The organism is Streptomyces sp. TRD_SC_5 (assembly GCF_056836825.1).
On sequence record NZ_JBWZZS010000001.1, the window covers coordinates 6,352,210 to 6,374,331 of the forward strand.

The 22,122-nt window shown below is 69.9% G+C and carries 19 protein-coding genes; 11 read left to right on the top strand and 8 right to left on the bottom strand.

Annotated elements, in window-relative coordinates; all coding sequences use genetic code 11:
- Positions 1 to 9 precede the first annotated feature (9 nt).
- Entirely contained in the window at positions 10 to 1,086 is a 1,077-nt protein-coding gene (locus AC1P0E_RS29090) for an ATP-dependent DNA ligase (protein WP_482745075.1), read from the bottom strand.
- A gap of 94 nt (positions 1,087 to 1,180) precedes the next feature.
- Here AC1P0E_RS29090 and ligD point away from each other — a divergent pair, with 94 nt between their 5' ends.
- Positions 1,181 to 2,194, top strand: coding sequence for a non-homologous end-joining DNA ligase (gene ligD, locus AC1P0E_RS29095; protein ID WP_482745076.1), 1,014 nt, complete (start codon positions 1,181 to 1,183; stop codon positions 2,192 to 2,194).
- A 7-nt stretch (positions 2,195 to 2,201) separates the two neighbouring features.
- The gene (locus tag AC1P0E_RS29100; protein ID WP_482745077.1) at positions 2,202 to 3,308 is read left to right on the top strand and encodes an ABC-2 transporter permease; all 1,107 of its coding nucleotides are present in this window, start codon (positions 2,202 to 2,204) and stop codon (positions 3,306 to 3,308) included.
- Positions 3,309 to 3,315: 7 nt separating this feature from the next.
- On the opposite strand, the gene AC1P0E_RS29105 is transcribed toward AC1P0E_RS29100, so the two are convergent.
- Both AC1P0E_RS29105 and AC1P0E_RS29110 read right to left on the bottom strand, forming a co-directional pair.
- A complete protein-coding gene (locus tag AC1P0E_RS29105; RefSeq protein ID WP_482745943.1) occupies positions 3,316 to 5,475 on the bottom strand; it encodes an OmpL47-type beta-barrel domain-containing protein in 2,160 nt (719 codons plus the stop codon).
- Between the two features lie 60 nt (positions 5,476 to 5,535).
- Positions 5,536 to 8,022: a ThuA domain-containing protein gene (locus AC1P0E_RS29110; protein ID WP_482745078.1), complete on the bottom strand. Its 2,487-nt coding sequence runs from the start codon at positions 8,020 to 8,022 to the stop codon at positions 5,536 to 5,538.
- A gap of 175 nt (positions 8,023 to 8,197) precedes the next feature.
- Here AC1P0E_RS29110 and AC1P0E_RS29115 point away from each other — a divergent pair, with 175 nt between their 5' ends.
- The 3 genes from AC1P0E_RS29115 to AC1P0E_RS29125 all read left to right on the top strand — a co-directional run bounded on the left by AC1P0E_RS29115 (position 8,198) and on the right by AC1P0E_RS29125 (position 11,218).
- Positions 8,198 to 9,172 (top strand): multicopper oxidase domain-containing protein, encoded by a 975-nt coding sequence (locus tag AC1P0E_RS29115; RefSeq protein WP_482745079.1) that lies wholly within the window; start codon positions 8,198 to 8,200, stop codon positions 9,170 to 9,172.
- 132 nt (positions 9,173 to 9,304) lie between these two features.
- Entirely contained in the window at positions 9,305 to 9,544 is a 240-nt protein-coding gene (locus AC1P0E_RS29120; protein ID WP_482745080.1) for a WhiB family transcriptional regulator, read from the top strand.
- Positions 9,545 to 9,628: 84 nt separating this feature from the next.
- Positions 9,629 to 11,218 carry a GMC family oxidoreductase gene (locus AC1P0E_RS29125; RefSeq protein ID WP_482745081.1) on the top strand — a complete coding sequence of 530 codons (1,590 nt, stop codon included), beginning with the start codon at positions 9,629 to 9,631 and terminating at the stop codon, positions 11,216 to 11,218.
- 96 nt (positions 11,219 to 11,314) lie between these two features.
- On the opposite strand, the gene AC1P0E_RS29130 is transcribed toward AC1P0E_RS29125, so the two are convergent.
- The 3 genes from AC1P0E_RS29130 to ssgD all read right to left on the bottom strand — a co-directional run bounded on the left by AC1P0E_RS29130 (position 11,315) and on the right by ssgD (position 14,852).
- Positions 11,315 to 12,289, bottom strand: a complete 975-nt coding sequence (locus tag AC1P0E_RS29130) for an acyl-ACP desaturase (protein WP_482745082.1) — start codon at positions 12,287 to 12,289, stop codon at positions 11,315 to 11,317.
- Between the two features lie 184 nt (positions 12,290 to 12,473).
- Positions 12,474 to 14,099 (bottom strand): ABC-F family ATP-binding cassette domain-containing protein, encoded by a 1,626-nt coding sequence (locus tag AC1P0E_RS29135; protein WP_482745083.1) that lies wholly within the window; start codon positions 14,097 to 14,099, stop codon positions 12,474 to 12,476.
- A 336-nt stretch (positions 14,100 to 14,435) separates the two neighbouring features.
- On the bottom strand, positions 14,436 to 14,852 hold the full coding sequence (gene ssgD / locus AC1P0E_RS29140; protein WP_482745084.1) for a spore wall synthesis regulator SsgD: 417 nt from the start codon (positions 14,850 to 14,852) through the stop codon (positions 14,436 to 14,438).
- A 208-nt stretch (positions 14,853 to 15,060) separates the two neighbouring features.
- Between ssgD and AC1P0E_RS29145 the strand changes: the two genes are divergently transcribed.
- Positions 15,061 to 16,125 (top strand): WD40/YVTN/BNR-like repeat-containing protein, encoded by a 1,065-nt coding sequence (locus tag AC1P0E_RS29145; RefSeq protein WP_482745944.1) that lies wholly within the window; start codon positions 15,061 to 15,063, stop codon positions 16,123 to 16,125.
- Between the two features lie 620 nt (positions 16,126 to 16,745).
- On the opposite strand, the gene AC1P0E_RS29150 is transcribed toward AC1P0E_RS29145, so the two are convergent.
- Entirely contained in the window at positions 16,746 to 17,045 is a 300-nt protein-coding gene (locus AC1P0E_RS29150) for a YciI family protein (protein WP_482745085.1), read from the bottom strand.
- A 33-nt stretch (positions 17,046 to 17,078) separates the two neighbouring features.
- Here AC1P0E_RS29150 and AC1P0E_RS29155 point away from each other — a divergent pair, with 33 nt between their 5' ends.
- Together AC1P0E_RS29155 and mmpA are read left to right on the top strand one after the other, a co-directional pair.
- The gene (locus AC1P0E_RS29155; RefSeq protein ID WP_482745086.1) at positions 17,079 to 17,780 is read left to right on the top strand and encodes an endonuclease V; all 702 of its coding nucleotides are present in this window, start codon (positions 17,079 to 17,081) and stop codon (positions 17,778 to 17,780) included.
- A gap of 51 nt (positions 17,781 to 17,831) precedes the next feature.
- Positions 17,832 to 18,017, top strand: coding sequence for a morphogenic membrane protein MmpA (gene mmpA / locus AC1P0E_RS29160; protein ID WP_482745087.1), 186 nt, complete (start codon positions 17,832 to 17,834; stop codon positions 18,015 to 18,017).
- Positions 18,018 to 18,057: 40 nt separating this feature from the next.
- Here mmpA and AC1P0E_RS29165 read toward each other — a convergent pair whose 3' ends face one another.
- Positions 18,058 to 19,251: a saccharopine dehydrogenase family protein gene (locus tag AC1P0E_RS29165; protein ID WP_482745088.1), complete on the bottom strand. Its 1,194-nt coding sequence runs from the start codon at positions 19,249 to 19,251 to the stop codon at positions 18,058 to 18,060.
- Between the two features lie 86 nt (positions 19,252 to 19,337).
- Here AC1P0E_RS29165 and AC1P0E_RS29170 point away from each other — a divergent pair, with 86 nt between their 5' ends.
- From AC1P0E_RS29170 to AC1P0E_RS29180, 3 genes are all read left to right on the top strand, one after another.
- On the top strand, positions 19,338 to 19,721 hold the full coding sequence (locus tag AC1P0E_RS29170) for an MmcQ/YjbR family DNA-binding protein (protein ID WP_482745089.1): 384 nt from the start codon (positions 19,338 to 19,340) through the stop codon (positions 19,719 to 19,721).
- Positions 19,722 to 19,819: 98 nt separating this feature from the next.
- Positions 19,820 to 20,953 (top strand): CaiB/BaiF CoA transferase family protein, encoded by a 1,134-nt coding sequence (locus tag AC1P0E_RS29175; protein ID WP_482745090.1) that lies wholly within the window; start codon positions 19,820 to 19,822, stop codon positions 20,951 to 20,953.
- Complete coding sequence (locus AC1P0E_RS29180; protein WP_482745091.1) at positions 20,950 to 22,092, top strand: acyl-CoA dehydrogenase family protein; 1,143 nt, start codon at positions 20,950 to 20,952, stop codon at positions 22,090 to 22,092. Before AC1P0E_RS29175 ends, AC1P0E_RS29180 begins: the two co-directional genes overlap by 4 nt.
- Positions 22,093 to 22,122: the final 30 nt, after the last annotated feature.

A 22,122-nucleotide genomic window follows, 5' to 3' on the forward strand; every position in this document is an offset into this window, starting at 1 on the left:
GACCCCGGATCACCGCGGCTTGAGCACGTCCGAGAGGTCGTAACTCACCGGCTCCTCCAACTGGGCGTACGTACAGCCCTCCGGCGTACGGTCCTCACGCCAGCGGCGGAACCTGGCCGTGTGCCGGAAGCGGTCGCCCTCCATGTGGTCGTACGCCACCTCGCACACCGCCTCGGGGCGCAACGCCACCCACGACAGATCCTTCTTGCCGGACCAGCGGCTCGGCGCGCCGGGCATCCGGGTGCTCTCGTGGGCGGCGTCGTCCGTCCAGGCCGCCCACGGGTGCCCCTCGGCCTCGGGCGACTCCATGCGCAGCGGCCCCAGCTCGTCGATCAGCTCCTGGCGGCGGCGCATCGGGAACGCCGCGCACACTCCGACGTGCTGGAGCGCGCCCGCCTCGTCGTAGAGGCCGAGGAGCAGCGAGCCGACGACGGCGCCCGTCTTGTGGAACCGGTAACCGGCGACGACACAGTCCGCCGTGCGCTCGTGCTTGATCTTGTACATCAGACGGGTGTCCGGGCGGTACGGCATGGACTCCGGCTTGGCCAGCACACCGTCGAGCCCCGCGCCCTCGAAGTGCTCGAACCACTGCCGGGCCACCTCGATGTCGTTCGTCGCGGGCGCCAGGTAGACCGGCGGCGGGGCGCCCTCGAGCGCCCCGGCAAGCGCGCTGCGCCGGTACACGAACGGGGCGTCCAGCAGGGCCTCGTCGTCCAGGGCCAGCAGGTCGAACGCGACGAAGCTCGCCGGTGTCCGCTCGGCGAGCGTCCGCACCCGGGACTCCGCCGGATGGATGCGCTCGCTGAGGCGGTCGAAGTCGAGCCGGCCGTCGTGGACGACGACGATCTCGCCGTCCACGACGCAGCGGGGCGGCAGCGCGGCGCGCAGCGACTCGACCAGCTCGGGGAAGTAACGGGTCAGCGACTTGCCCGTCCTGCTGCCGATCTCGATCTCGTCGCCGTCCCGGTGGACGATCGCGCGGAACCCGTCCCATTTGGCCTCGTACTGCATGCCGGGCCCCGGCGGGATGGTGGCCACGGCCTTGGCCAGCATCGGTTTCACGGGCGGCATCACCGGCAGATCCATGGCTCGATTCTGCGGCCTTGTGGGCCTGATCGCTCGATGTGACGCGATGTGTCCCGGTGTGCGACGAAAGCCCGACCGGCTTAGCGTGGCGGACATGGGTGAAGCGGTGGAGCTGCATGCCGGAGAGCGGACCGTACGACTGTCCAGTCCGGACAAGATCTACTTTCCCGAGCCCGGCTACACCAAGTGGGACGTGGCTCAGTACTACCTGGCCGTGGGCGACGGCATCACCCGCGCCCTGCGCGACCGCCCGACCACACTCGAACGCTTCCCCGACGGCGTCGGGGGCGAGTCGTTCTTCCAGAAGCGCGTCCCCAAGAACCTGCCCGACTGGATCCCCACCGCCCGCATCGCCTTCCCCAGCGGGCGCACGGCGGACGAGATGTGCCCCACCGAGCCCGCCGCCGTGCTCTGGGCCGCGAACCTGGGCTGTCTGACCTTCCATCCGTGGCCGGTACGCCGCGACCGCCCCGAGCACCCCGACGAGCTGCGCATCGACCTGGACCCGCAGCCCGGTACGGACTTCGGGGACGCGGTCAGAACCGCCCACGAACTCCACGCACTGCTCGACGAACACGGCCTGCGCGGCTGGCCCAAGACCTCCGGCGGCCGCGGGCTGCATGTGTACGTGCCGATCGAGCCCCGCTGGACGTTCACGGAGGTACGCCGCTGCGCCATCGCCGTCGGCCGCGAACTCCAGCGGCGCATGCCCGACCGGGTCACCACCGCGTGGTGGAAGGAGGAGCGGGGCGAGAAGATCTTCGTCGACTACAACCAGACGGCGCGCGACCGCACGATCGCCTCCGCCTACTCCGTACGGCCGCGTCCGCACGCCCCCGTTTCCGCGCCGCTGACCTGGGACGAACTCGACGAAGCAGATCCCCGCGAGTTCGACATCGCCACCATGCCGGTGCGGTTCGCCGAACTCGGCGACGTACACGCGGACATGGACGACCACGCGTTCGGTCTGGAAAGCCTGTTGGAGCTGGCCGAACGTGACGAACACCACCACGGCCTGGGCGACATGCCGTACCCGCCGGACTACCCCAAGATGCCGGGCGAGCCGAAGCGGGTCGCGCCGAGCAGGGCGAAGCACGAGGACGCGTGAGCGCCGTATGACCGAGGGAAGGCACGACGCGGACGGAAGCGACGCGTCGCACGGCGCGCACGGCAGGCCGCCTACGCGGTCCGAGAAGTGGGCGGCCTTCAAGGAGTCCCCGTTCCTGCCCGCCCTCGTGCTGGTCTTCATCCTCGCCCTGGCCGCCGGGCTCTTCGCCGGCTCCTACACGTACACGATGGCCAGCCCGACCCCGCACCGCGTCCCCACCGCGGTGGTCGGCGACACGGAGGCACCCCACGGCCGGGCGTTCGTCACCGGCATGGAGAAGGCACTCAACGCCTCGCTCGTCCTCACGCGTTACGACACGGACGCCGAGGCGCGCGAGGCCGTGGAGGAGCAGGAGGAGTTCGCGATTCTGCGGACGAGAGATCCTGGTGTCGGTGTCGGTGTCGGTGTCGAGCTCGATGTGGCGGGTGCGTCCGGAGCCTCCGTCGCGCAGGTGCTCGCCGAGACGGGTGCGAAGGTCGGTGAACAGACCGGTGTACCGGTGGTGATCAGGGACATCAAGCCGCTGCAGGAGGGCGATCCGCGCGGACTCGCCCTCTTCTACATCTCGCTCGCCGCCGTCATCATCGGCTTCGTCGGCGCGATTCAGCTGAGCGTTCATGCCCGTGCGCTGAACCCCGCCGAGCGGATCGGCTTCACCGTCGCCTACTCCCTCCTCGGCGCGTTCGCGATCGCCGCCGTCGTGGACTGGGTGCTCGGGGCGCTCGACCTGCCGTTCGTCGAGTCGTGGCTGATTCTGGCGCTGACGATGTTCACGTCCGGGATGGTCTTCACGATGTTCAACACCCTGCTGGGGCGGTGGGCGATGCTCCCCACGTGGGGGCTGATGGTGCTCCTCGGCAACCCGTCGTCGGGCGGCGCGGTGTCCTGGCCGCTGCTGCCGTCCGTACTCGGCCACATCGGTCAGTGGCTGCCGCCGGGCGCGTCGGTCAATGCCCAGCACACGGCCGTGTACTTCCAGGGTCACCAGCACCTCTTCCCCTTCCTGGTGCTGGGTGTCTGGGCGCTGGTCTCCTCCACGGTCTTCTGGGTGTACCGGCACCGGCACCCCGGCGGGCGCGACCGCGCGCCTGCGCACGCGGCCGCCGGGGCTTAGCACTTGGTCAGAGCTGCTTGATGCGGATGTCGCGGTACGAGATCACGTCGGTGGTCCCGTGCACCTGGAGACCGATGTAACCGGAGGCGTACCGCCGGCCGTCAGTGCCCGGGTCGTCGCCGCGCGGCGGGTAGAAGTCCTGCCCGCCGTTGTTGTCGAACTCGTTGATCAGGACACCGTTGCGGAAGACCGAGTAGTGCTGGCCCTCCACCCGGATCTCGTAGTCGTTCCAGGTGCCCTTGGGCGTGACGCCCGCACCGCCCAGACCCACGCGGTCGAAGCCGTAGACCGAGCCGGTTTTGTACATGTCGCCGTCAGGACGGTCCAGGACCTGCACTTCGTGCCCGTACTTGATGGCGACCCACTCCGGACGCGGCTCCTCCGGGTGGTCGTGGACCTGCGGGAAGCGCACGAAGACGCCGGAGTTGGCATTGCCCGTGCCCGGTGCGTCGTCGCGCCAGCGCAGCTTGAGGGAGAAGTCCTCGTACTTGCGCTCCGGGAACCACAGCATGCCCAGGCCCGGCTTCGTGGTGCCGCTGGTCATCGAGCCGTCCGCGTTCAGGGCGAACGAACCGCCGCCCACCTGCTGCCACTTGGTGAATGCGGACTGCGTACCGTCGAACAGATCGCGGTAGCCGGCGGTCTGGCCCGGCTTGCCGATGCCGGACTGCTTGGCGGCGCGATAGATCTTGCGGTGCTCGCGCTCGTCGATGACACCGTCGTACAGCAGCTTGTCGATGACCTTGTCGACGTGCTTGAGGAAGAGCGCCTGGGAGGTCCACTCCCTCTCGTCCTCGATCAGCTCGTTTATCGTGCAGCGGTTGCGGGTGATGCGGTTGGGGACGCCCGTGTCGACCGTGCCGACGATGACCGTCAGCCGCTCGTCGTGCTCGGGGCAGTTCGGCGCGGGTACGCCCCCGCCCTCCGCGATCGTGAACGCCACCTGCTTGGCGGCGGACGTGTTGCCCGCCTTGTCGGTCGCCCGGTGGTCGACGGTGTGCCGGCCGACGCGGTCGACGATCACTGGTGCCGTGTACGCGAGGTACGGGCCGCCGTCGAGCGAGTACTCGACCTTGTCGACGCCCGAGCCGCCCGCGTCCGTCGCGGCGAGCGTCACCTTGGCGCTGGTGATGTACGCGCCGTCGGCGTTCTTGTCGCCGGTCACCGTCGCCGTGGTCTCGGGCGGCGCCTTGTCCTCGGTCGGCGGTGCGACGACCGTGAAGTCGACCGACTTCTCGGCGGCCGCGTTGCCCGCCCGGTCGGTCGCCCGGTAGCGGACCTTGTGCGCGCCCGTCTCATGGACCATGACCGGGCCGTTGTACGCCGTCCAGGCGCCGGACGCACCGAGCGCGTACTCGATGGTGTTGACGCCCGAGCCGGTGTCGGAGGCCGTCACCGTGACCGTCGCCATGCCGAGGTACTGGCCTTCGGCGTTCTTCTCACCGCTGACGGTCGCCGAGGTCTCGGGGGGTGTCTTGTCGTCGGTGGGTGGTGCGACGACCGTGAAGTCGACGGCCTTCTCGGCGGCGGTGTTGCCCGCCTTGTCGGTGGCCCGGTAGCGGATCTTGTGCGTACCGGTCTCGTGGACCATGACCGGCGCGGTGTACGGCTGCCAGGCACCGGCCGCTCCGACGGCGTACTCGATCCTGTCCACGCCCGAACCGGCGTCGGTGGCCGCGACGGTCACCGTGGCGTGCCCGATGTACGCGCCGTCGGCGTTCTTCTCGCCGCTGACGGTCGCCGAGATCTCCGGCGCGGTGGTGTCGTCGCTGCCTCCCTCGGTGACGGTGAGGATGCCCTGCATCGAGCCGTGGCCGGGGATGGTGCAGTGGTAGAAGTACCGGCCGGGCGTCAGGGTGACGGTGGCGGTGTGCCGGCCGCCCTCGGCGTCACTCGGGTTGGCGAGGATGTTCAGCTGTACGTCGTTGTTGTACTCGGGGTCGGACACGTCGAACGTCAGCGTGTGCGGCATCCCGGTCGTGTTGCCGGTCGCCGCGCTGTTCTCGAAGACGATCGTCGTCTCGCCCGCCACCGCTGTCCTGGGGAAGGTGAGATAGCGGTCGATCGGGTCGCCCGCCGTCCAGGTGAGGGTCTGGGCGGCGGCGGTCCGGGCTGCCGCGTCGTCGTCGCGGCCGTACGCCGTTGTCGAGGTCAGGCCGAGGACCATCAGCAGCGCCGCTGCCAGGGCCACCCAGAGCCGAGGAGCTCTTCGTTTCAGCTTCACTGCCTACTCCGCCTTCCTGGCCAGGTCCGTGGCGGCGGGTGTCGGCTCGCCGCCCTTGTACGTCACGCGCCACAGCGCCGACTTGGCGTCCGAGGTGAAGAACCCGCGCCCGTAGTCGAGGACATAGAGCGAGCCGTCCGGCGCGAACTTCCAGTCCATGAGGTTGCGGATGCCGTCCGCGCCCACCGGGATGATCTTCTTGAGCGACTCGGCGTGCGTGGGCAGCCCGCCGTTGCCGACGGTCTTGGGGTCGGTCAGCACCGCGTGGCGTGGCTGGTCGCCGTCGTAGAAGTCGCCTACGAACCACTTGCCGTCCCAGTACGCGGGCCACTTGTCCGGGCTGGGGCTCGTTTCGTCGTGGCGGTAGACCGGGCCGTTCATCGTCGCCTGGCCGCCGCCCTTGAGCCACGGCAGGAGGATTTTCTGCTCCTCCTGCTTGTAGCTCGGCACACCGTTGGCGTCACGCGGGTAGTCCACGCCGCCGCCCTGGGGCGAGTACCAGATGGTGTTGGGGGTGACGGGCGGGAGGTTGACCAGGCCGTCGTTGTTCGGCGACTCGTTCTTGGGCTTGGCGCAGTCGTACCAGCCGAGCGGCTTGCTCGGGTCCGGCAGATTGCGGTCGCGGTACGGCTGGTTGTTGCCCATGCAGTACGGCCAGCCGTGGTTGCCCGGCTTCGTGATCGCGGCGAAGGTGTCGTACTTCGCCGGGCCCCAGGTGGTGCTGGGCGCCCCCGCGTCCGGGCCGACCCATCCCGCGTACAGGATGTCGGTCTTCGGATCGACCGCGATACGGGCCGGATTGCGCACGCCCATCACGTAGATCTCGCCGCGTGTCTTGCCGCCGCCCTCGTCCGGCTCCTTGCCGGTGAAGAGATTGCCTTCGGGGAGCGTGTACGTACCGTCGTCCTCGGGGTGGATCCGCAGGATCTTGCCGTTGAGGTTGTTGGTGTTGCCGGCGGTACGGCGGGCGTCGGCGAAGGACACGCCCTTGAAGTTCGGCTCCGGGTTGTTGCCGGAGTAACCGTCGCTGAAGCGCGATGAGTTGTTGTCACCCGTCGCGATGTAGAGGTTCTGCTTGGAGTCCCAGGCCAGGCCGCCGCCCGAGTGGCAGCAACTGTGGATCTGGACAGGCCACTTGAGCAGGACCTTCTCGGAGGCGAGGTCCAGTTTGTTGGTGGTGAGGTCGAGCGTGAAGCGGGAGACTCGGCGCTCGGCCATGCGGGTGTCGCGGTCGATCTGTGAGTGGGGTGTGTAGTGCAGATACACCCAGCCGTTGGTGAGGAAGCCGGGGTCGGTCTCGACGCCGAGCAGGCCCTCCTCGTTCTTGACCAGTTCGTCGCCGCCGCCCTTGTTGCCGAAGACGGTGAGCGCGCCCGCGAAGGTCACCTTCTTGGTCTTCGGGTCGTAGACGTGGACCTGGCCCTGGCCCTTGCCGACGTCCGGGTTGTTCCAGTCGGTCACGACCGGCGCGTTGTTGTCGCCGCCGCCCCGGCCGATGTAGATGACCCGGCCGTCCCTGGCGGTCACCAGGCCGTGCGGCTCGCCGATCTGGTCGGACTGGCCCGGCTGGTTGGGCGCGGTGAGGCGCTCGGCCTTGTAGTTGGCGTTGATGCTCGCCTTGCAGTCGGCGAGGGCGATGCGCGTCGTCCACTGGAGGGCGCCGCGCAGGTGGTCGCGGAAGTCCGTCTCCTGGAAGGACTCGGCCGTACCGCCCATGCCGGTGTAGAAGGACCGGCCGCCGTCGTAGTCGCGGCACCACGAAATGGGGTGGTCCCAGCCGTTGGCGCTGGTTCCTGGTTTGTACGTCGCCTCACGGACGCGCGCCACGGTGTGGACGTCGCCGGACGGGTTCTTCGTCCAGTTCAGCCATTTGTCGGGGCGCTTCCACTGGAGTGGCAGGTTGACGGTCGCGGGGTGCTGCCGGTCGCCCACCTCCACGGTCGCTCGCTGTACGTTCGTGGGGCCGCCGGCGGCCGGCCGTGCGCCGATGAGGCCGCCGAACCAGTCGGAATACGGCTCGGTGCGCGCCGCGTCGTGGATGCCGAGGAAGCCGCCGCCGGCCTCCATGTACGCCTCCAGGCCCGCTTCCTGCTCCGGGTCGAGCACGTCGCCGCCGCCGGTCAGGAACACCACCGCGTTGAATCTGCCGAGCTTGGCGGTGGTGAAGACTGTCGCGTCGTCCGTGGCCTCGACGCGGAAGCGTTGGGCGGCCGGGCCGGATTGGCCGATCTTCTCCATGGCCTCGATGCCCGCGTTGACCGTGGGCGACTCGTCGGCGCCTGCCGAGCCGTGGAAGACCAGCACGCGGACGTTCGCGCCGCCGGGGGGAGACGGCAGGGCGGGGAGCGACAACGTTGTCGTAGGCGGTTCTGGGTACGGCTTGGCGGACGCCGCGGTGCCGCCGAGCAGGCCGGATGCGACAACTCCGGCCGTCAGTACGGTTGTCAGGCCGCGTCGGCGTCTTGACCGGTGATGTGGTGCGCGCTGCATGTGTTCACCCATCCCTCAGTGGTCACAGGAACAGCCGATGAAGCTAGACCTCTTTTCGCGACGCGCCAAGAGGTATGACCGGAATAGCGCCAACTTTGTCCTTGGTGTGGATGAACAGAGCTCCTCCCGCTACGGTGTGCCCGTCAATCTCCGGACGTTGGTGGGGAGTTGCGCAATGGACAGACGAGCCTTCAACCGGCGGCTGCTGGCGGGCGGGGCGGTCGCGGCGACCGGGGTGACATCGTTGTCACTCGCGGAGTCCGCAAGCTCCGCGGCGGCGGAGGGCCCGCCGAGGACGGCGCCGGCCGGCGGTCAGGTCCACCGGCTGAAGATGTACGCCGAGAAGCTGCCCGACGGGCAGTTGGGGTACGGCTTCGAGAAGGGCAAGGCGTCGGTGCCGGGGCCGCTGATCGAGCTCGTCGAGGGCGACACCGTGCACATCGAGTTCGAGAACACGCTCGATGTGCCGGCGAGTCTTCATGTGCACGGCGTCGACTACGACATCGCGAGTGACGGCACGAAGCTGAGCAAGAGCCATGTGGAGCCCGGCGGGAGCAGAACGTACACCTGGCGCACGCACGTCCCGGGGCGGCGCAAGGACGGGACCTGGCGGGCCGGGAGCGCGGGGTACTGGCACTACCACGACCATGTCGTGGGGACGGACCACGGGACCGGCGGCATCCGCAAGGGGCTCTACGGCGGGGTGATCGTGCGGCGGAAGGGCGACATCCTGCCGGACAAGACCTTCACCATCGTCTTCAACGACATGACCATCAACAACCGGCCGGGACACCGGAGTCCGGACTTCGAGGCGACTGTGGGCGACCGGGTGGAGGTCGTCATGATCACGCACGGTGAGTTCTACCATACGTTCCACATGCACGGTCATCGGTGGGCGGACAACCGGACCGGGCTGCTGACGGGGCCTGATGATCCGAGTCGCGTCGTCGACAACAAGATCACTGGGCCGGCGGATTCGTTCGGGTTCCAGATCGTCGCGGGGGAGCATGTCGGCGCGGGGGCCTGGATGTACCACTGCCATGTGCAGAGCCACTCCGACATGGGGATGGCCGGGCTCTTTCTCGTGGCCAAGCCCGACGGGACGATCCCGGGGTACGAGCCGCACCATCCGCAGGAGCACGCCCACTAGGAGCGGGGGTTACCCGCTCGCGCGCTGGGGTCGGTGCCGCGCCGGGGCGTCTCCTCGGGGTCGGTCCCGTTCGCCGGAGGCGTTGATCGGACGTTGAGGGGATGTTGATCCGGTGGGGGGAGGGTCTTGCGTATGTTGAACGACATCGCCAGCGAACTCTCCTGGCAGGAGACCGCATTGTGTGCCCAGGCCGGGGCCGAGTTCTTCTTCCCGGCCCCCGGCAGCTCCACCCGCGAGGCCAAGCAGCTCTGCGGCGCCTGCGAAGGGCGGGAGGCCTGCCTGGAGTACGCGCTCACCCATGACGAACGGTTCGGCGTCTGGGGCGGGCTTTCCGAGAAGGAGAGACTGCGCCTCAGGCGGGGAACGCTCTGATGCCTGACTGCCCTCTGGCACGGGGGCTGCGAGCGGTACATGCTGAGGTCCGGACCGTTCGAAGTACCGGCCGGGGGAGACGCGTTGAGCAGGAGTGTGTACGACTACGTTGTGGTGGGAGCGGGGTCGGCGGGCTGTGTGCTCGCCGCTCGGCTGTCCGAGGACCCCACGGTGCGCGTCGCGCTCGTCGAGTCGGGCGGGAAGGACCGTAAGACAGAGATACGGATCCCCGCCGCTTTCCCGAAGCTCTTCAAGTCGCCGTACGACTGGGACTTCAGCACCTCCAAGCAGGGCGAGCTGGGTGGCCGTGAGTTGTACTGGCCGCGTGGCCATGTGGTCGGCGGCTGTTCGTCGGTCAACGCGATGATGTGGGTGCGGGGGCACCGCGACGACTACGACGCCTGGGGCGAGGCGGCGGGGGCCGAGTGGTCGTACGACGCGATCGTGCCCTACTTCCGGCGGGCGGAGCGATGGACCGGCGGTGCGTCTGATGCCGCGGGTTCGGTGTACGGGACGGTGGGGCCGATGGTCGTATCGCCGCCGCGTGAGGTGAACGCGACCACCGCTGCCTTTCTGGACGCCTGTCGGGGGGCGGGCCTGGCGGAGCTTTCGGAACTCAATGTCCCTGAACCCAACGGGTTTTCGCTGACGCCGGTCAATCAGCGTGCCGGGCGGCGCTGGAGTACCGCCGACGGCTACCTCAAGCCGGCCGCGCGCCGGCGGAATCTTGACGTCATCACGGGCGTCCGGGTGCGGAGGCTGGCCTTCGAAGGTACGCGTGTGACGGGCGTGGTGGCGGATGGGAACGTGCTGCGTGCCCGTCGGGAGGTGATCCTCAGCGCGGGTGCCATCGGCTCCCCGCAACTGCTGATGCTGTCCGGTGTCGGAGATCCGGAGCACCTGCGTGAGGCCGGTATCGAGCCGCGTGTGGCGTCACCCGACGTCGGCCGGCACTTGCAGGACCATCTGTCCACGGCGGTCGCCATGCGCTGTCCCCTCCCGGTCACGCTGACCGGGGCGGACACCCTCGCCAACGTGGGCCGCTTCCTGCTGTACGGGCGCGGACCCCTTACGTCCAACGTGGGCGAGGCAGTCGCCTTTGTCCGCAGTACGCCGGAACTGGCGGCGCCCGACATCGAGTTGATCTACGCTCCGGTGCCCTTCGTCGGGCACGGACTTACGCCGCCGACCGAGCACGGGGTCACGATCGGCGTGATCCTGCTCCAGCCCGCGAGCGAGGGCCGCATCAGCCTGAGGGACTCCGACGTCTCGACAGCGCCGCGCATCGACCCCGCCTACCTGACGGACGAGTCCGACCTCCGCCGCTTGATGGCGGGCGTCCGCCACGCCGAAGCTCTCTTCACGGACGCCGCGTTCGCGCCGTACACAACGGGCCCGATGGCGCCGTACCCGGGGATCGTCGACGACGCGGCTCTGGCGCGGTCGATCCGTGACTCCTGCGAAACGCTCTACCACCCGGTGGGCACCTGCCGCATGGGCACCGACGCGGCGTCCGTGACCGACCCGCGGCTGCGGGTGAGGGGGGTCGAGGGGCTTCGGGTGGTGGACGCTTCGGTGATGCCCCGGATCACGCGGGGGCATACGCAGGCGCCCACGGTGGCTGTCGCGGAGAAGGCGGCGGAACTGATCCGCGCCGACGCGCGGGCCGCCTAGTCGCAGCCGGCCGCGACGGACGAACAACCGCGCCGCCACCCGGCACGGGGCGCTGGTGATGCGGCCTGTGCCGGGTGGCGGCGTACAGCCGGCAGGTCAGGAGGCGGCGCGGGCAGCCATCCGGGCCTTGCGCGCGGCCAGCTTCTCGTCGAACTTGCTCGCCTCGGAGTCCAGCCCGTTCATGTACAGGCCGAGCTCCTCCTGCGCCTTGAGACCCTCCGGGCCGAGCCCGTCGATCTCCAGCACCTTGAGGTAGCGCAGGACGGGCTGCAGCACGTCGTCGTGGTGGATGCGCATGTTGTAGATCTCGCCGATCGCCATCTGGGCGGCGGCGCGCTCGAAGCCCGGCATGCCGTGTCCGGGCATCCGGAAGTCGACGACGACGTCGCGCACCGACTGCATGGTGAGGTCCGGGGCGATCTCGAAGGCCGCGCCCAGCAGGTTGCGGTAGAAGACCATGTGCAGGTTCTCGTCGGTCGCGATGCGCGCCAGCATGCGGTCGCAGACGGGGTCGCCCGACTGGTGGCCGGTGTTGCGGTGCGAGACGCGCGTCGCGAGCTCCTGGAAGGCGACGTACGCCACCGAGTGCAGCATCGAGTGCCGGTTGTCGGACTCGAAGCCCTCCGACATGTGCTGCATACGGAACGCTTCGAGCTTGTCGGGGTCGACGGCACGCGAGGTGAGCAGGTAGTCACGCATCACGATGCCGTGCCGGCCCTCTTCGGCCGTCCAGCGGTGCACCCAGGTGCCCCAGGCGCCGTCGCGGCCGAAGAGGGAGGCGATCTCGTGGTGGTAGCTGGGGAGGTTGTCCTCGGTCAGCAGGTTCACGACGAGCGCGATCTTGCCGATGTCGGTGACCTTCGACTGCTCAGGCTCCCAGGCCTGGCCGTCGTCGAAGATGCCGGGGAAGTTCCGGCCGTCGGAGAACGGCACGTACTCGTGCGGCATCCAGTCCTTGGCGACCTTGAGATGGCGGTTGAGTTCCTTCTCCACCACCTCTTCCAGCGCGTACAGCAGTCGGGCGTCGGTCCACGCGTCCGAACTGCCGAGTTGGGGAGAGGCGATCGTCACGGGTGCTCCTGGGGACGGGGGCGGGGGCATAATTACCTACGGCTTCGTAGGTTACGTGACCGTAGGTTAAGGGGGTCGTAAGAGCTGAGCCAAGTCTCCGTTTGTAATGTCCCGTTACGGTCAGTTATGGGTACAGGTCGGACGGACATACGAGAGCCATGTCACGTCGTCTTCGTCCCCGCGACTACCCCCTATCAGCCTGAACAGGCCCCTCTTCCTCCTCTCGTCCCAGTTCCAGCCGCCGCGTGATCCCGATCGACTCCAGGAACGGCTCGTCGTGGCTCGCCACGATCAGTGCGCCCTCGTACGACTCCAGCGCCTGGACCAGCCTGCGCGCACTCGCCATGTCCAGGTTGTTCGTCGGCTCGTCCAGCAGCAGCAACTGCGGCGCCGGCTCGGCCAGCAGCAGCGCCGCCAGTGTCGCCCGGAACCGCTCCCCGCCCGACAGCGTCCCGGCCGCCTGATCCGCCCGTGACCCCTTGAACAGGAAGCGCGCCAGCCGCGCCCTGATGGCGTTGTTGGTCGCCGAGGGCGCGAACCGCGCCACGTTCTCGGCCACGGTCAGCCCGTCGTCCAGTACGTCGAGCCGCTGGGGCAGAAAGCGCAGCGGCACATGCGCGGTCGCCTCGCCCGAGACCGGCTCCAGCTCCCCGGTGACCGTGCGCAGCAGAGTCGTCTTGCCCGCCCCGTTCCGCCCCACCAGCGCGATCCGCTCGGGCCCGCGCACCTCGAATTCGCCGGCGACCCCGGCCCCGTACCGCAACTCCAGGTCACGCAGTGTCAACACTGTGCGCCCCGGATGCACGGTCGTGTGCGGCAGTACGACGCTGATCTCGTCGTCGTCGCGCACCGCGTCCACCGCTCCGCTCAGCCGCTCCTTCGCCTCCGCCAGCTTCTCGGTGTGCATGATCCGGTGCTTGCCCGCCGACTCCTGCGCGGCGCGCTTGCGGAGCTTCATGACGGCCCGGGGCTCGCGCTTGGTGTCGTACATCTTCTGCCCGTACCGCTTGCGGCGGGCCAGCTTCACATGGGCGTCGGCCAGCTCCTTCTTCTGCCGGTGTACGTCGGCCTCCGCGACCCGCACCATGCGTTCGGCGGCCTCCTGCTCGACGGCCAGCGCCTCCTCGTACGCCGAATGGTTTCCGCCGTACCAGCGCACCTCGCCCTCCCGCAGCTCGGCGATCTGGTCGACGCGCTCGAGGAGTTCACGGTCGTGGCTGACCACGATCATCACGCCGGACCAGGCCTCGACCGCGGCGTAAAGCCGCTCACGCGCACGGCGGTCCAGGTTGTTCGTCGGTTCGTCGAGGAGGAGTACGCCGGGGCGGCGAAGCAGCAGCGCGGCCAGCCGCAGCAGCACCGACTCGCCGCCCGACACCTCGCCGATGGTCCGGTCGAGGCCGATCCGGGCCAGCCCGAGCTGGTCGAGGGTGGCGCGGGCGCGCTCCTCGACGTCCCAGTCGTCGCCGACGGCCGTGAAGTTCTCCTCCGTCGCGTCGCCCGCCTCGATCGCGTGCAGGGCGGCGCGGGCGTCGGCGATGCCCAGGGCCTCGTCGACGCGCAGGGTGGTGTCGAGTACGAGATCCTGCGGGAGGTAGCCGACCTCGCCCGCGATTTGGATCTTTCCGGCGGTGGGCGCGAGTTCACCGGCGGCGAGCCGCAACAGGGTTGACTTCCCTGAGCCGTTGAGGCCGATGAGCCCGGTTCTGCCGGGGCCCACGGCCAGCTGGAAGCCGTCGAATACGGGCGTTCCGTCGGGCCAGCCGAAGGAGAGCGCGGAACAGGTGAGATGGGTGGGGAAGGTTGACAAGGCTGCCTCCCGGTTGCTGGGAATGATCAAGGGCAACGGGTGGAGACACCGGGGGCGTGGCGACGTACGGCCGGGGAGGGGTGACAGTCCTTCGCCGGGGGCCGTGACCGGCCGGGGCAGCGAGATGGCCCCGGTCCGGGGGTGGACGGCTCAAGTGCCGAGGTCGCACGCGGAGCCGCACAGACAGAAACTGTGCGACACGGTGTCTCAGGACCTCAGACGAGCAACGTCCACTCCGATCGACGACAACAGGGCCACGACCAAAGTACGCCGCGGCCCCGGGGGTGCCAACCGATTATTCGTGTGTTCGCGGGCGGACCTGACCGGCCCGCCCCGTCACAGCGCGTCGCGCAGCAGTTCGGCCAGGTCGTGGTCGACGTCGAGGTGCACATGCTCGCTGCCGACGGGAACGAGCTCGTGCGTGCGTTTGAGGAAGCCGCGCAGGTCGGCGGTGCGGATGTGGACCATGGCGGTGCCCTCCGCGGCATGGAATTCCAGCACGGTGCGTCCGTACCCGTACGGCCGCACCTGTACGTCGCCGAGGCCTGCGCGCGATTCGATGCCCGCCGCCAGCAGATCGCGGGCGAACGCCCAGGCCACCTCGATGCCCTCCAGGGTGGCGGCGGCCGGGAAGGCCATGCGTACGGCGAACGGGTCCGCGCGGTCGTACCGCAAGGTCGCGGCGACCGTCTCCATCCGGGGTGTGGACGAGACCAGTCGGGCCTGCACGGCTTGCTCAATCAGGGGAGACAAGGCCTGCTCCCTCTCACGGTTCGGTTGATGCGTCCTGTCACAAGGACAGACGTAAGAACAAGGGGATCCGTGCATGCGGCGGTGATGTGACCTGCGTCACCGTGGCGCTCAGTCGTGCGGCCCCGGGCGGGCATCGCACCCTGGACGGCGCTCCTGCCGTGGACTAGCTTCCAGCGCCATGAGGGGCATGGGGAAGACGAGACGAACGATGTCGCTGGGCCTGTGCGGGGCGGCGCTGGCCGCCGCCCTGGCCGCGCCGGCGCAGGCGAACGTACAGACCCACTCGAAGTCGCCGCAGAGCGGTCCCGGCTGGCAGCTGAAGGAGACCGGCAAGGACGTACGGTTCCGGGGCCTGGCGGCGGTCAGCAGGAAGACCGCGTGGGTGGCGGGCTCCAAGGGCACGGTGCTGCGTACGGCCGACGCGGGGCGTAGCTGGCGGGACGTCTCGCCGCCGGGCGCGGGCGAGTTGGAGTTCCGCGACATCGAGGCGTTCGACGGCCGGCGCGCGGTGGTGCTGGCGATCGGTGAGGGCGAGGCGTCGAGGATCTTCCGGACGCAGGACGGCGGAGCGACGTGGACGGAGAGCTTCCGCAATAGTGATCCGCGGGCGTTCTACGACTGCGTCACCTTCTTCGACAGCCGCAACGGCCTGGCGATGAGCGACCCGGTCGACGGCAAGTACCGCATCCTGTCCACCGCCGACGGCGGCAAGTCCTGGAAGGTCCTGCCGAACGAGGGCATGCCCGCCGCGCAGAGCGGCGAGGCCGGCTTCGCGGCGAGCGGCCAGTGCCTGGTCAGCGCCGGGCCGCGGGACGTCTGGCTCGCCACCGGCGGCGGCCCGGCCGGCCGGGTGCTGCACTCCGCGGACCGTGGCCTGACCTGGACCGCCACCGACTCCACCATCCCGGCGGGCGACCCGGCGCGCGGCGTCTTCGGCCTCGCCTTCCGCGACCGCGACCACGGCATCGCGGTCGGCGGCGACTACCGCGCGGGCCAGGCGTCACCGAAGGCGTCGGCGCTGACCGACGACGGCGGCGCCGGCTGGCACCAGTCGAAGACCCCACCGCCCGCGTACCGCTCGGGCGTGACCTGGCTGCCCCACACCAAGTCCGGCGCCCTGGCGGTCGGCCCCACGGGCACGGACCTCACCCTGGACGGCGGCCGCAACTGGCGGACGATCGACGCGGGTTCGTACGACACGGTGGACTGTGCACGGGACTTCGGCTGCTGGGCGTCGGGCGAGAAGGGCCGAGTCGCACGCCTGGAGCTCTGACGCGGGGCGCGGCGCCGGGCCCCGGCGGGGGCGTCCCGGGCTTCGTCCGGCGGGGGGCGGGGGCGTTGGGGTCGGTGCCGCGCCGGGGCGACCGCTTCTGGACGCCGCTCTCGCGCCGCTCTGCCCTTGGGGGCATCGCGGGCTTCGTGCGGCTGCGCCGGACTCCGTCCGCCGGGGGGCGGGGGCGTTGGGGTCGGTGCCGCGCCGGGGCGACCGCTTCTGGACGCCGCTCTCGCGCCGCTCTGCCCTTGGGGGCATCGCGGGCTTCGTGCGGCTGCGCCGGGCTTCGTCCGGCGGGGGGCGGGGGTGTTGGGGTCGGTGCCGCGCCGGGGCGACCGCTTCTGGACGCCGCTCTCGCGCCGCTCTGCCCTTGGGGGCATCGCGGGCTTCGTGCGGCTGCGCCGGACTCCGTCCGCCGGGGGCAGTGGCTTTGGGGTCGGTGCCGCGCCGGGGCGTCTCCTCGGGCGTCGAACGTTCGGGTACGTCGGGTTTCGTTGGGGTGGTTGCGTTCAACGCCCTGCGGGGAGCGCCCCGACACGTCCCCTCCCGGCACCGCGATCCGTGCGGCCGGGTCTGGGGCGGAGCCGCACAGTGTCACATCGGGAGGGGGCCGGCCGTCCCTATGCCGGCAATTGCTGCCGGTACGGGGCCAGCGCCGGCGCCGTCTTCGTCGCCACGAACTCCGTGATCCGGTACGCGCAAACCCCCGCCACCGTGAACGGATCGGCCGCGGCGATCTCCTCGATCCGCGCCCGGTCGTCCGCGACGGCCAGGATCACCCCGCCGTCACGCGGCTGCTTACGTCCCGAGGCGATGAAAACCCCCGCCTCGTACTGCGCGTCCAGCCACGCCACATGCGCTTCCATCAACTCGTCGACGCGCTCGACGGGCGCGGTGTAGGTCAACTCCAGTACGAACATGATCGCCAGGCTACCCGTACCCTTCTGATCACTATGAAGAGCCTGCGTTCCCCCGCCGACGAAGCCGAAGCCCGAGCGATCCAGGACGAGCTGCGCGCCCGCGTAGTGCTCGACGAGCCCGGCCCGCCCCCCGGCACGGGGCTGATCACCGGCGTGGACGTGGCGTACGACGACGGGCGTGACGTAGTGGCCGCGGCGGCCGTCGTCCTCGACGCCGCGACGCTCACCGTCGTCGAGGAGGCCACCGCGGTCGGCCGCGTAGCCTTCCCGTACGTCCCCGGCCTCCTCGCGTTCCGCGAGCTCCCGACGGTGCTCGCCGCCCTCGAGTCCCTGTCGGCGGACCCGGGCCTGGTGGTCTGCGACGGATACGGGCAGGCCCACCCCCGCCGCTTCGGCCTCGCCAGTCACCTCGGCGTCGTGACGGGCCTCGCGACCATCGGGGTGGCCAAGAACCCCTTCACCTTCACGTACGAGCAGCCGGGTCCTCGCCGCGGCGCCGAGTCCCCCCTCCTCGACGAGGCCGGCGAAGAAGTGGGCCGCGCACTGCGCACCCAGGACGGCGTGAAGCCGGTCTTCGTCTCCGTCGGCCACCGCGTGAGCCTGGAGAACGCCTGCGCGCACACCCTGCGCCTCGCGCCCGGCTTCCGCATCCCGGAGTCGACGCGCGCGGCGGACACCCTCTGTCGCCGTGCCCTGCGCGATGCGATTGGTGCCGGTTTCGGAACAACCGCGTAACTGAGTATCTGTACGGATGTTTGAATTGCCGTAATCGGACAGAGTGATCGTATGACCGCATACACGCACCCCGATCACCCCACGCACCCCGGCCCTCCCAGGACGGCTGCCGAAGCCGTGACCGTCCACCGCGCAGGCCGCCGTATGAACATGGTCATCCTGGCCGGCGGCCTGGCCGCGCTGGGCTGGACCGGCGGGATGATCTACACCATCGCGGGCTGGATCTCCGGCAGCTGACCCACGGGCCACTCGCGGCACAGGGCACCGCGCATACGCGTCACTCCCGCACGGCCGCAACCCGGAACCTCAGCCCCGCCGACACAAGCCGCTCCAGCAGCGCGTCTCCCATCGCCACCGCCGTCGTCACCTGCCCCGACGTCACGGGCAGCTTGTCGAAGGCCAGGCACAGCACCGACTCGGCCAGGATCTTCGCCGTCTCGTCGTAGCCGGGGTCGCCCCCGGACACCTCGGTGAACACCCGGCGCCCGCCGCCTTCGCCGACGAACCGCACCGTGAACCAGCTGCGGCCCCTGCGCTCCTCGTCGGGTCCCGAACCGGCCGCGTACCGGCTCATCAGCCACGTCCGTGCCGCCGGGAACTGCGCCAGCGCGAACACCGCTCCCACCGCCGCCACCCCGCCGGCCGCCACCGGCAGCCACTTCACCGCCGCGTAGTGCCGGTAGCGGAAGTCGGGCCCGTACCGCTCCAGCGCGGCCGCCGAACGCGCCACCATCTGCGGGTCGATGGTCGCCAGCGGCAGCGCCCACGTCCCCGTCTCACGGCTGCGCCGAGGCGCACCGATCGGCGCCCGGGCCCGCCGCCCCACGAGCCTCGGCTCGGACAGCCGGCGCTCCTTCGCGGCCCGCAGCATCTGCCGCCCGCGCCCGAACGCGGTGATGGCGGAGGCGAAGGTGCCGCCCGAGAACATCGCGTTGGAGCGGACAAAACCATCGATACGCAGAGGTGTGTCCTCGGGGAGCTGCTTCACCGTGAAGTACACGCCCAGGTCGTGCGGGACCGAGTCGAAGCCGCACGCGTGCACGATCCGGGCCCCCGTCTCCCGCGCCCGAGCGTCGTACGCCAGATACATACGGTCGGCGAACTCCGGCTCGCCCGACAGGTCCGCGTAGTCCGTGCCCGCCTCGGCGCAGGCCGCGACGAGCTCTTCGCCGTACCAGATGTAGGGCCCGACGGTCGTCGCCACCACCCGGGTACGCGCGGCGAGTTCGCGCAGCGAGGCGGGGTCGGCCGCGTCGGCGTGCAGGATGGGGAGGGTCGCGCAGACCGGATTGAGCGCTACGAGCCGCTCGCGCAGCTTCTCCAGCTTTGCCTGATTGCGTCCGGCGATCGCCCAGCGGCAGTCGGCGGGTGCGTGCGCGGCGAGGTACTCCGCGGTCAGTTCCCCGACGAAGCCCGTCGCTCCGAAAAGCACGATGTCGTACGGGCGCTGTGCCCCGTTGTCCCGGCTCATTGAGCCCTCCCTCGTTGGTTGCGCGGCGTTGTCGGTGGCCGAGGCTAGCGTGGGAACAGGAGAAGTGGGCGACCAGGGAGGCAGGCATGGTTGCGGTACCGAAGGACGTCCTGAAAAAGCGGGAAAAGGTGAGGGAGTTCGCCCTCACTCTGCCGGGTGCGGTGGAGGAGTTCCCCTGGGGCGAGACCGTCATCAAGGCCAACAAGAAGATCTTCGCGTTTCTCGGGGTCGCCGACGGCAGTTATCCGCCCGGAGTGACCGTCAAACTCAAGGACGAGACGGTCCACGCGCACGCCATGATGTCGCCCGGCGCGGAGCCCGCCGGCTACGGGCTCGGCAAGGCCGGGTGGGTGCAGGTGCCTCTGGACCGGAAGGGAGCGCCGTCCGCCCAGCTGCTGTGCGAGTGGGTGGAGGAGAGCTACCGCGTCATCGCGACCAGGAAGCTGGTCGCCGAGCTCGACGAGCACTGAAATCTAAGCGCTTGCTCGGTCCAGGGTCTTGTGCGGAGTGGAACACGTTCTTACCATCGCTGGTGTTACATCAGTTGTGTCACAGCGCTGGGGGCTTGATGGCAGCGACAGGGAACGGCCCGCTCTGCGGAGTGCGCGTGGTGGAACTGGCGGGAATCGGCCCCGGCCCGTTCGCCGCCATGCTCCTCGCCGACCTCGGCGCCGACGTGGTGCGCGTGGACCGCCCCGGCGGCGCGGGGCTGGGCATCGACCCGGCGTACGACCTCACCAACCGCAACAAACGCTCGGTGATCGTCGACCTCAAATCGGCGGACGGCCCGGCCCAGGTCCTCGACCTCGTCGAGCGCGCCGATGTACTCGTCGAGGGCTACCGGCCCGGAGTCGCCGAGCGCCTCGGCGTCGGCCCCGATGCCTGCCTGGCCCGTAATCCGCAGCTTGTGTACGGGCGGATGACGGGCTGGGGCCAGGAAGGCCCGCTCGCGCAGCGCGCCGGACACGACATCGCGTACATCGCCCTCACCGGCACCCTCGGCATGTTCGGCAAACCGGACGAACCGCCCACCATTCCAGCGAACCTCGTCGGCGACTACGCGGGTGGCTCGCTCTACCTCGTCATCGGCGTCCTCGCCGCGCTCCAGCACGCCCGTACCGAAGGCGGCACCGGCCAGGTCGTCGACGCCGCGATCGTGGACGGCGCGGCCCATCTCGCCACGATGATTCACGGGATGATGGCGGCCGGCGGCTGGCAGGACCGGCGGGAGGCGAACCTTCTCGACGGCGGCTGCCCCTTCTACGGCAATTACGAGACCTCCGACGGCCAGTACATGGCGGTGGGCGCGCTGGAACAGCAGTTCTACGCCGAGTTCACCGGCCTGCTCGGCATCGAGGAGGCCGAGGCGGAAGCCCGCGCCGACATGGCCCGCTGGGGTGAGCTGCGCGACGCGATCGCCGCCCGCTTCCGGACGAGGACCCGCGACGAGTGGACCGCCGTTTTCGAGGGCTCGGACGCCTGTGTCGCGCCCGTCCTCTCCCTGCGCGAGGCCCCCTCCCACCCGCACCTCGCCGCCCGCTCCACCTTCACCACCCACGGCGGCATCACCCAGCCCGCCCCCGCCCCGCGCTTCTCGGCCACGCCGGGGGCTGTGCACAGCGGCCCCGCCCAGCCAGGTGCGGACACCGCGGAAGTGGCCCGCGACTGGGACGTACCGAGCATCGAGAAGAGGCAGAGTTGAAGCGTCAGATCTTCACCGCGGAGCACGAGGCCTTCCGGGAGACCGTGCGCACCTTCCTGGCGAAGGAGGTGACGCCGTACTACGAACAGTGGGAGAAGGACGGCATCGTAAGCCGGGAGGCGTGGCTGGCGGCAGGGAAGCAGGGGCTGCTCGGTCTCGCCGTACCGGAGGAGTACGGGGGCGGCGGGAACGCCGACTTCCGCTACAGCGCCGTACTCGCCGAGGAGTTCACCCGCGCGGGCGCCGCCGGGCTCGCGCTCGGCCTGCACAACGACATCATCGGCCCGTACCTCACCGGCCTGGGCACCGACGAGCAGAAGCGGCGCTGGCTGCCCGGCTTCTGCTCCGGTGAGACGATCACCGCCGTCGCGATGACGGAACCGGGGGCGGGCTCGGACCTCCAGGGCATCCGTACGACCGCCGAGGACCGGGGCGACCACTGGCTGCTCAACGGATCGAAGACCTTCATCTCCAACGGCATCCTGGCCGACCTGGTGATCGTCGTCGCCAAGACGTCACCCGAGGGCGGCGCGAAGGGGCTGTCCCTGCTCGTCGTGGAGCGCGGCGCGGAAGGCTTCGAGCGGGGCCGCAACCTCGACAAGATCGGCCAGAAGTCCCAGGACACCGCCGAGCTGTTCTTCAACGACGTACGCGTCCCCAAGGAGAACCTGCTCGGCGAGCTGAACGGCGCCTTCATCCACCTGATGACCAACCTCGCCCAGGAGCGCATGGGCATCGCGGTCGCCGGGATCGCCGCCGCCGAGTACCTCCTGGAGATCACCACGACGTACGTCAAGGAGCGCGAGGCGTTCGGGCGGCCGCTGTCCAAGCTCCAGCACATCCGCTTCGAGATCGCGGAGATGGCCACCGAGTGCGCCGTCACCCGTACGTTCCTCGACCGCTGCATCGTCGATCACTCGAACGGGGAACTCGACGCCGTCCACGCGTCGATGGCCAAGTGGTGGGCCACCGAACTCCAGAAGCGCGTCGCCGACCGCTGCCTGCAACTGCACGGCGGCTACGGCTACATGACCGAGTACCGCGTCGCCAAGGCCTTCACCGACGGCCGTATCCAGACGATCTACGGCGGCACGACCGAGATCATGAAGGAAATCATCGGCCGCTCGCTCCTCGCCTGATCCTCCGGCCCTCCTTCTCTTGCTCTTGTT

What these genes read in the sequence shown, in the direction of transcription:
- AC1P0E_RS29090 (WP_482745075.1), bottom strand. Translation starts at nt 1,086, where the DNA reads ATGGATCTGCCGGTGATGCCGCCCGTGAAACCGATGCTGGCCAAGGCC.
- ligD (WP_482745076.1), top strand. Translation starts at nt 1,181, where the DNA reads ATGGGTGAAGCGGTGGAGCTGCATGCCGGAGAGCGGACCGTACGACTG.
- AC1P0E_RS29100 (WP_482745077.1), top strand. Translation starts at nt 2,202, where the DNA reads ATGACCGAGGGAAGGCACGACGCGGACGGAAGCGACGCGTCGCACGGC.
- AC1P0E_RS29105 (WP_482745943.1), bottom strand. Translation starts at nt 5,475, where the DNA reads ATGGTCCTCGGCCTGACCTCGACAACGGCGTACGGCCGCGACGACGAC.
- AC1P0E_RS29110 (WP_482745078.1), bottom strand. Translation starts at nt 8,022, where the DNA reads ATGCAGCGCGCACCACATCACCGGTCAAGACGCCGACGCGGCCTGACA.
- AC1P0E_RS29115 (WP_482745079.1), top strand. Translation starts at nt 8,198, where the DNA reads ATGGACAGACGAGCCTTCAACCGGCGGCTGCTGGCGGGCGGGGCGGTC.
- AC1P0E_RS29120 (WP_482745080.1), top strand. Translation starts at nt 9,305, where the DNA reads ATGTTGAACGACATCGCCAGCGAACTCTCCTGGCAGGAGACCGCATTG.
- AC1P0E_RS29145 (WP_482745944.1), top strand. Translation starts at nt 15,061, where the DNA reads ATGTCGCTGGGCCTGTGCGGGGCGGCGCTGGCCGCCGCCCTGGCCGCG.
- AC1P0E_RS29150 (WP_482745085.1), bottom strand. Translation starts at nt 17,045, where the DNA reads ATGTTCGTACTGGAGTTGACCTACACCGCGCCCGTCGAGCGCGTCGAC.
- AC1P0E_RS29155 (WP_482745086.1), top strand. Translation starts at nt 17,079, where the DNA reads ATGAAGAGCCTGCGTTCCCCCGCCGACGAAGCCGAAGCCCGAGCGATC.
- mmpA (WP_482745087.1), top strand. Translation starts at nt 17,832, where the DNA reads ATGACCGCATACACGCACCCCGATCACCCCACGCACCCCGGCCCTCCC.
- AC1P0E_RS29165 (WP_482745088.1), bottom strand. Translation starts at nt 19,251, where the DNA reads ATGAGCCGGGACAACGGGGCACAGCGCCCGTACGACATCGTGCTTTTC.
- AC1P0E_RS29170 (WP_482745089.1), top strand. Translation starts at nt 19,338, where the DNA reads ATGGTTGCGGTACCGAAGGACGTCCTGAAAAAGCGGGAAAAGGTGAGG.
- AC1P0E_RS29175 (WP_482745090.1), top strand. Translation starts at nt 19,820, where the DNA reads ATGGCAGCGACAGGGAACGGCCCGCTCTGCGGAGTGCGCGTGGTGGAA.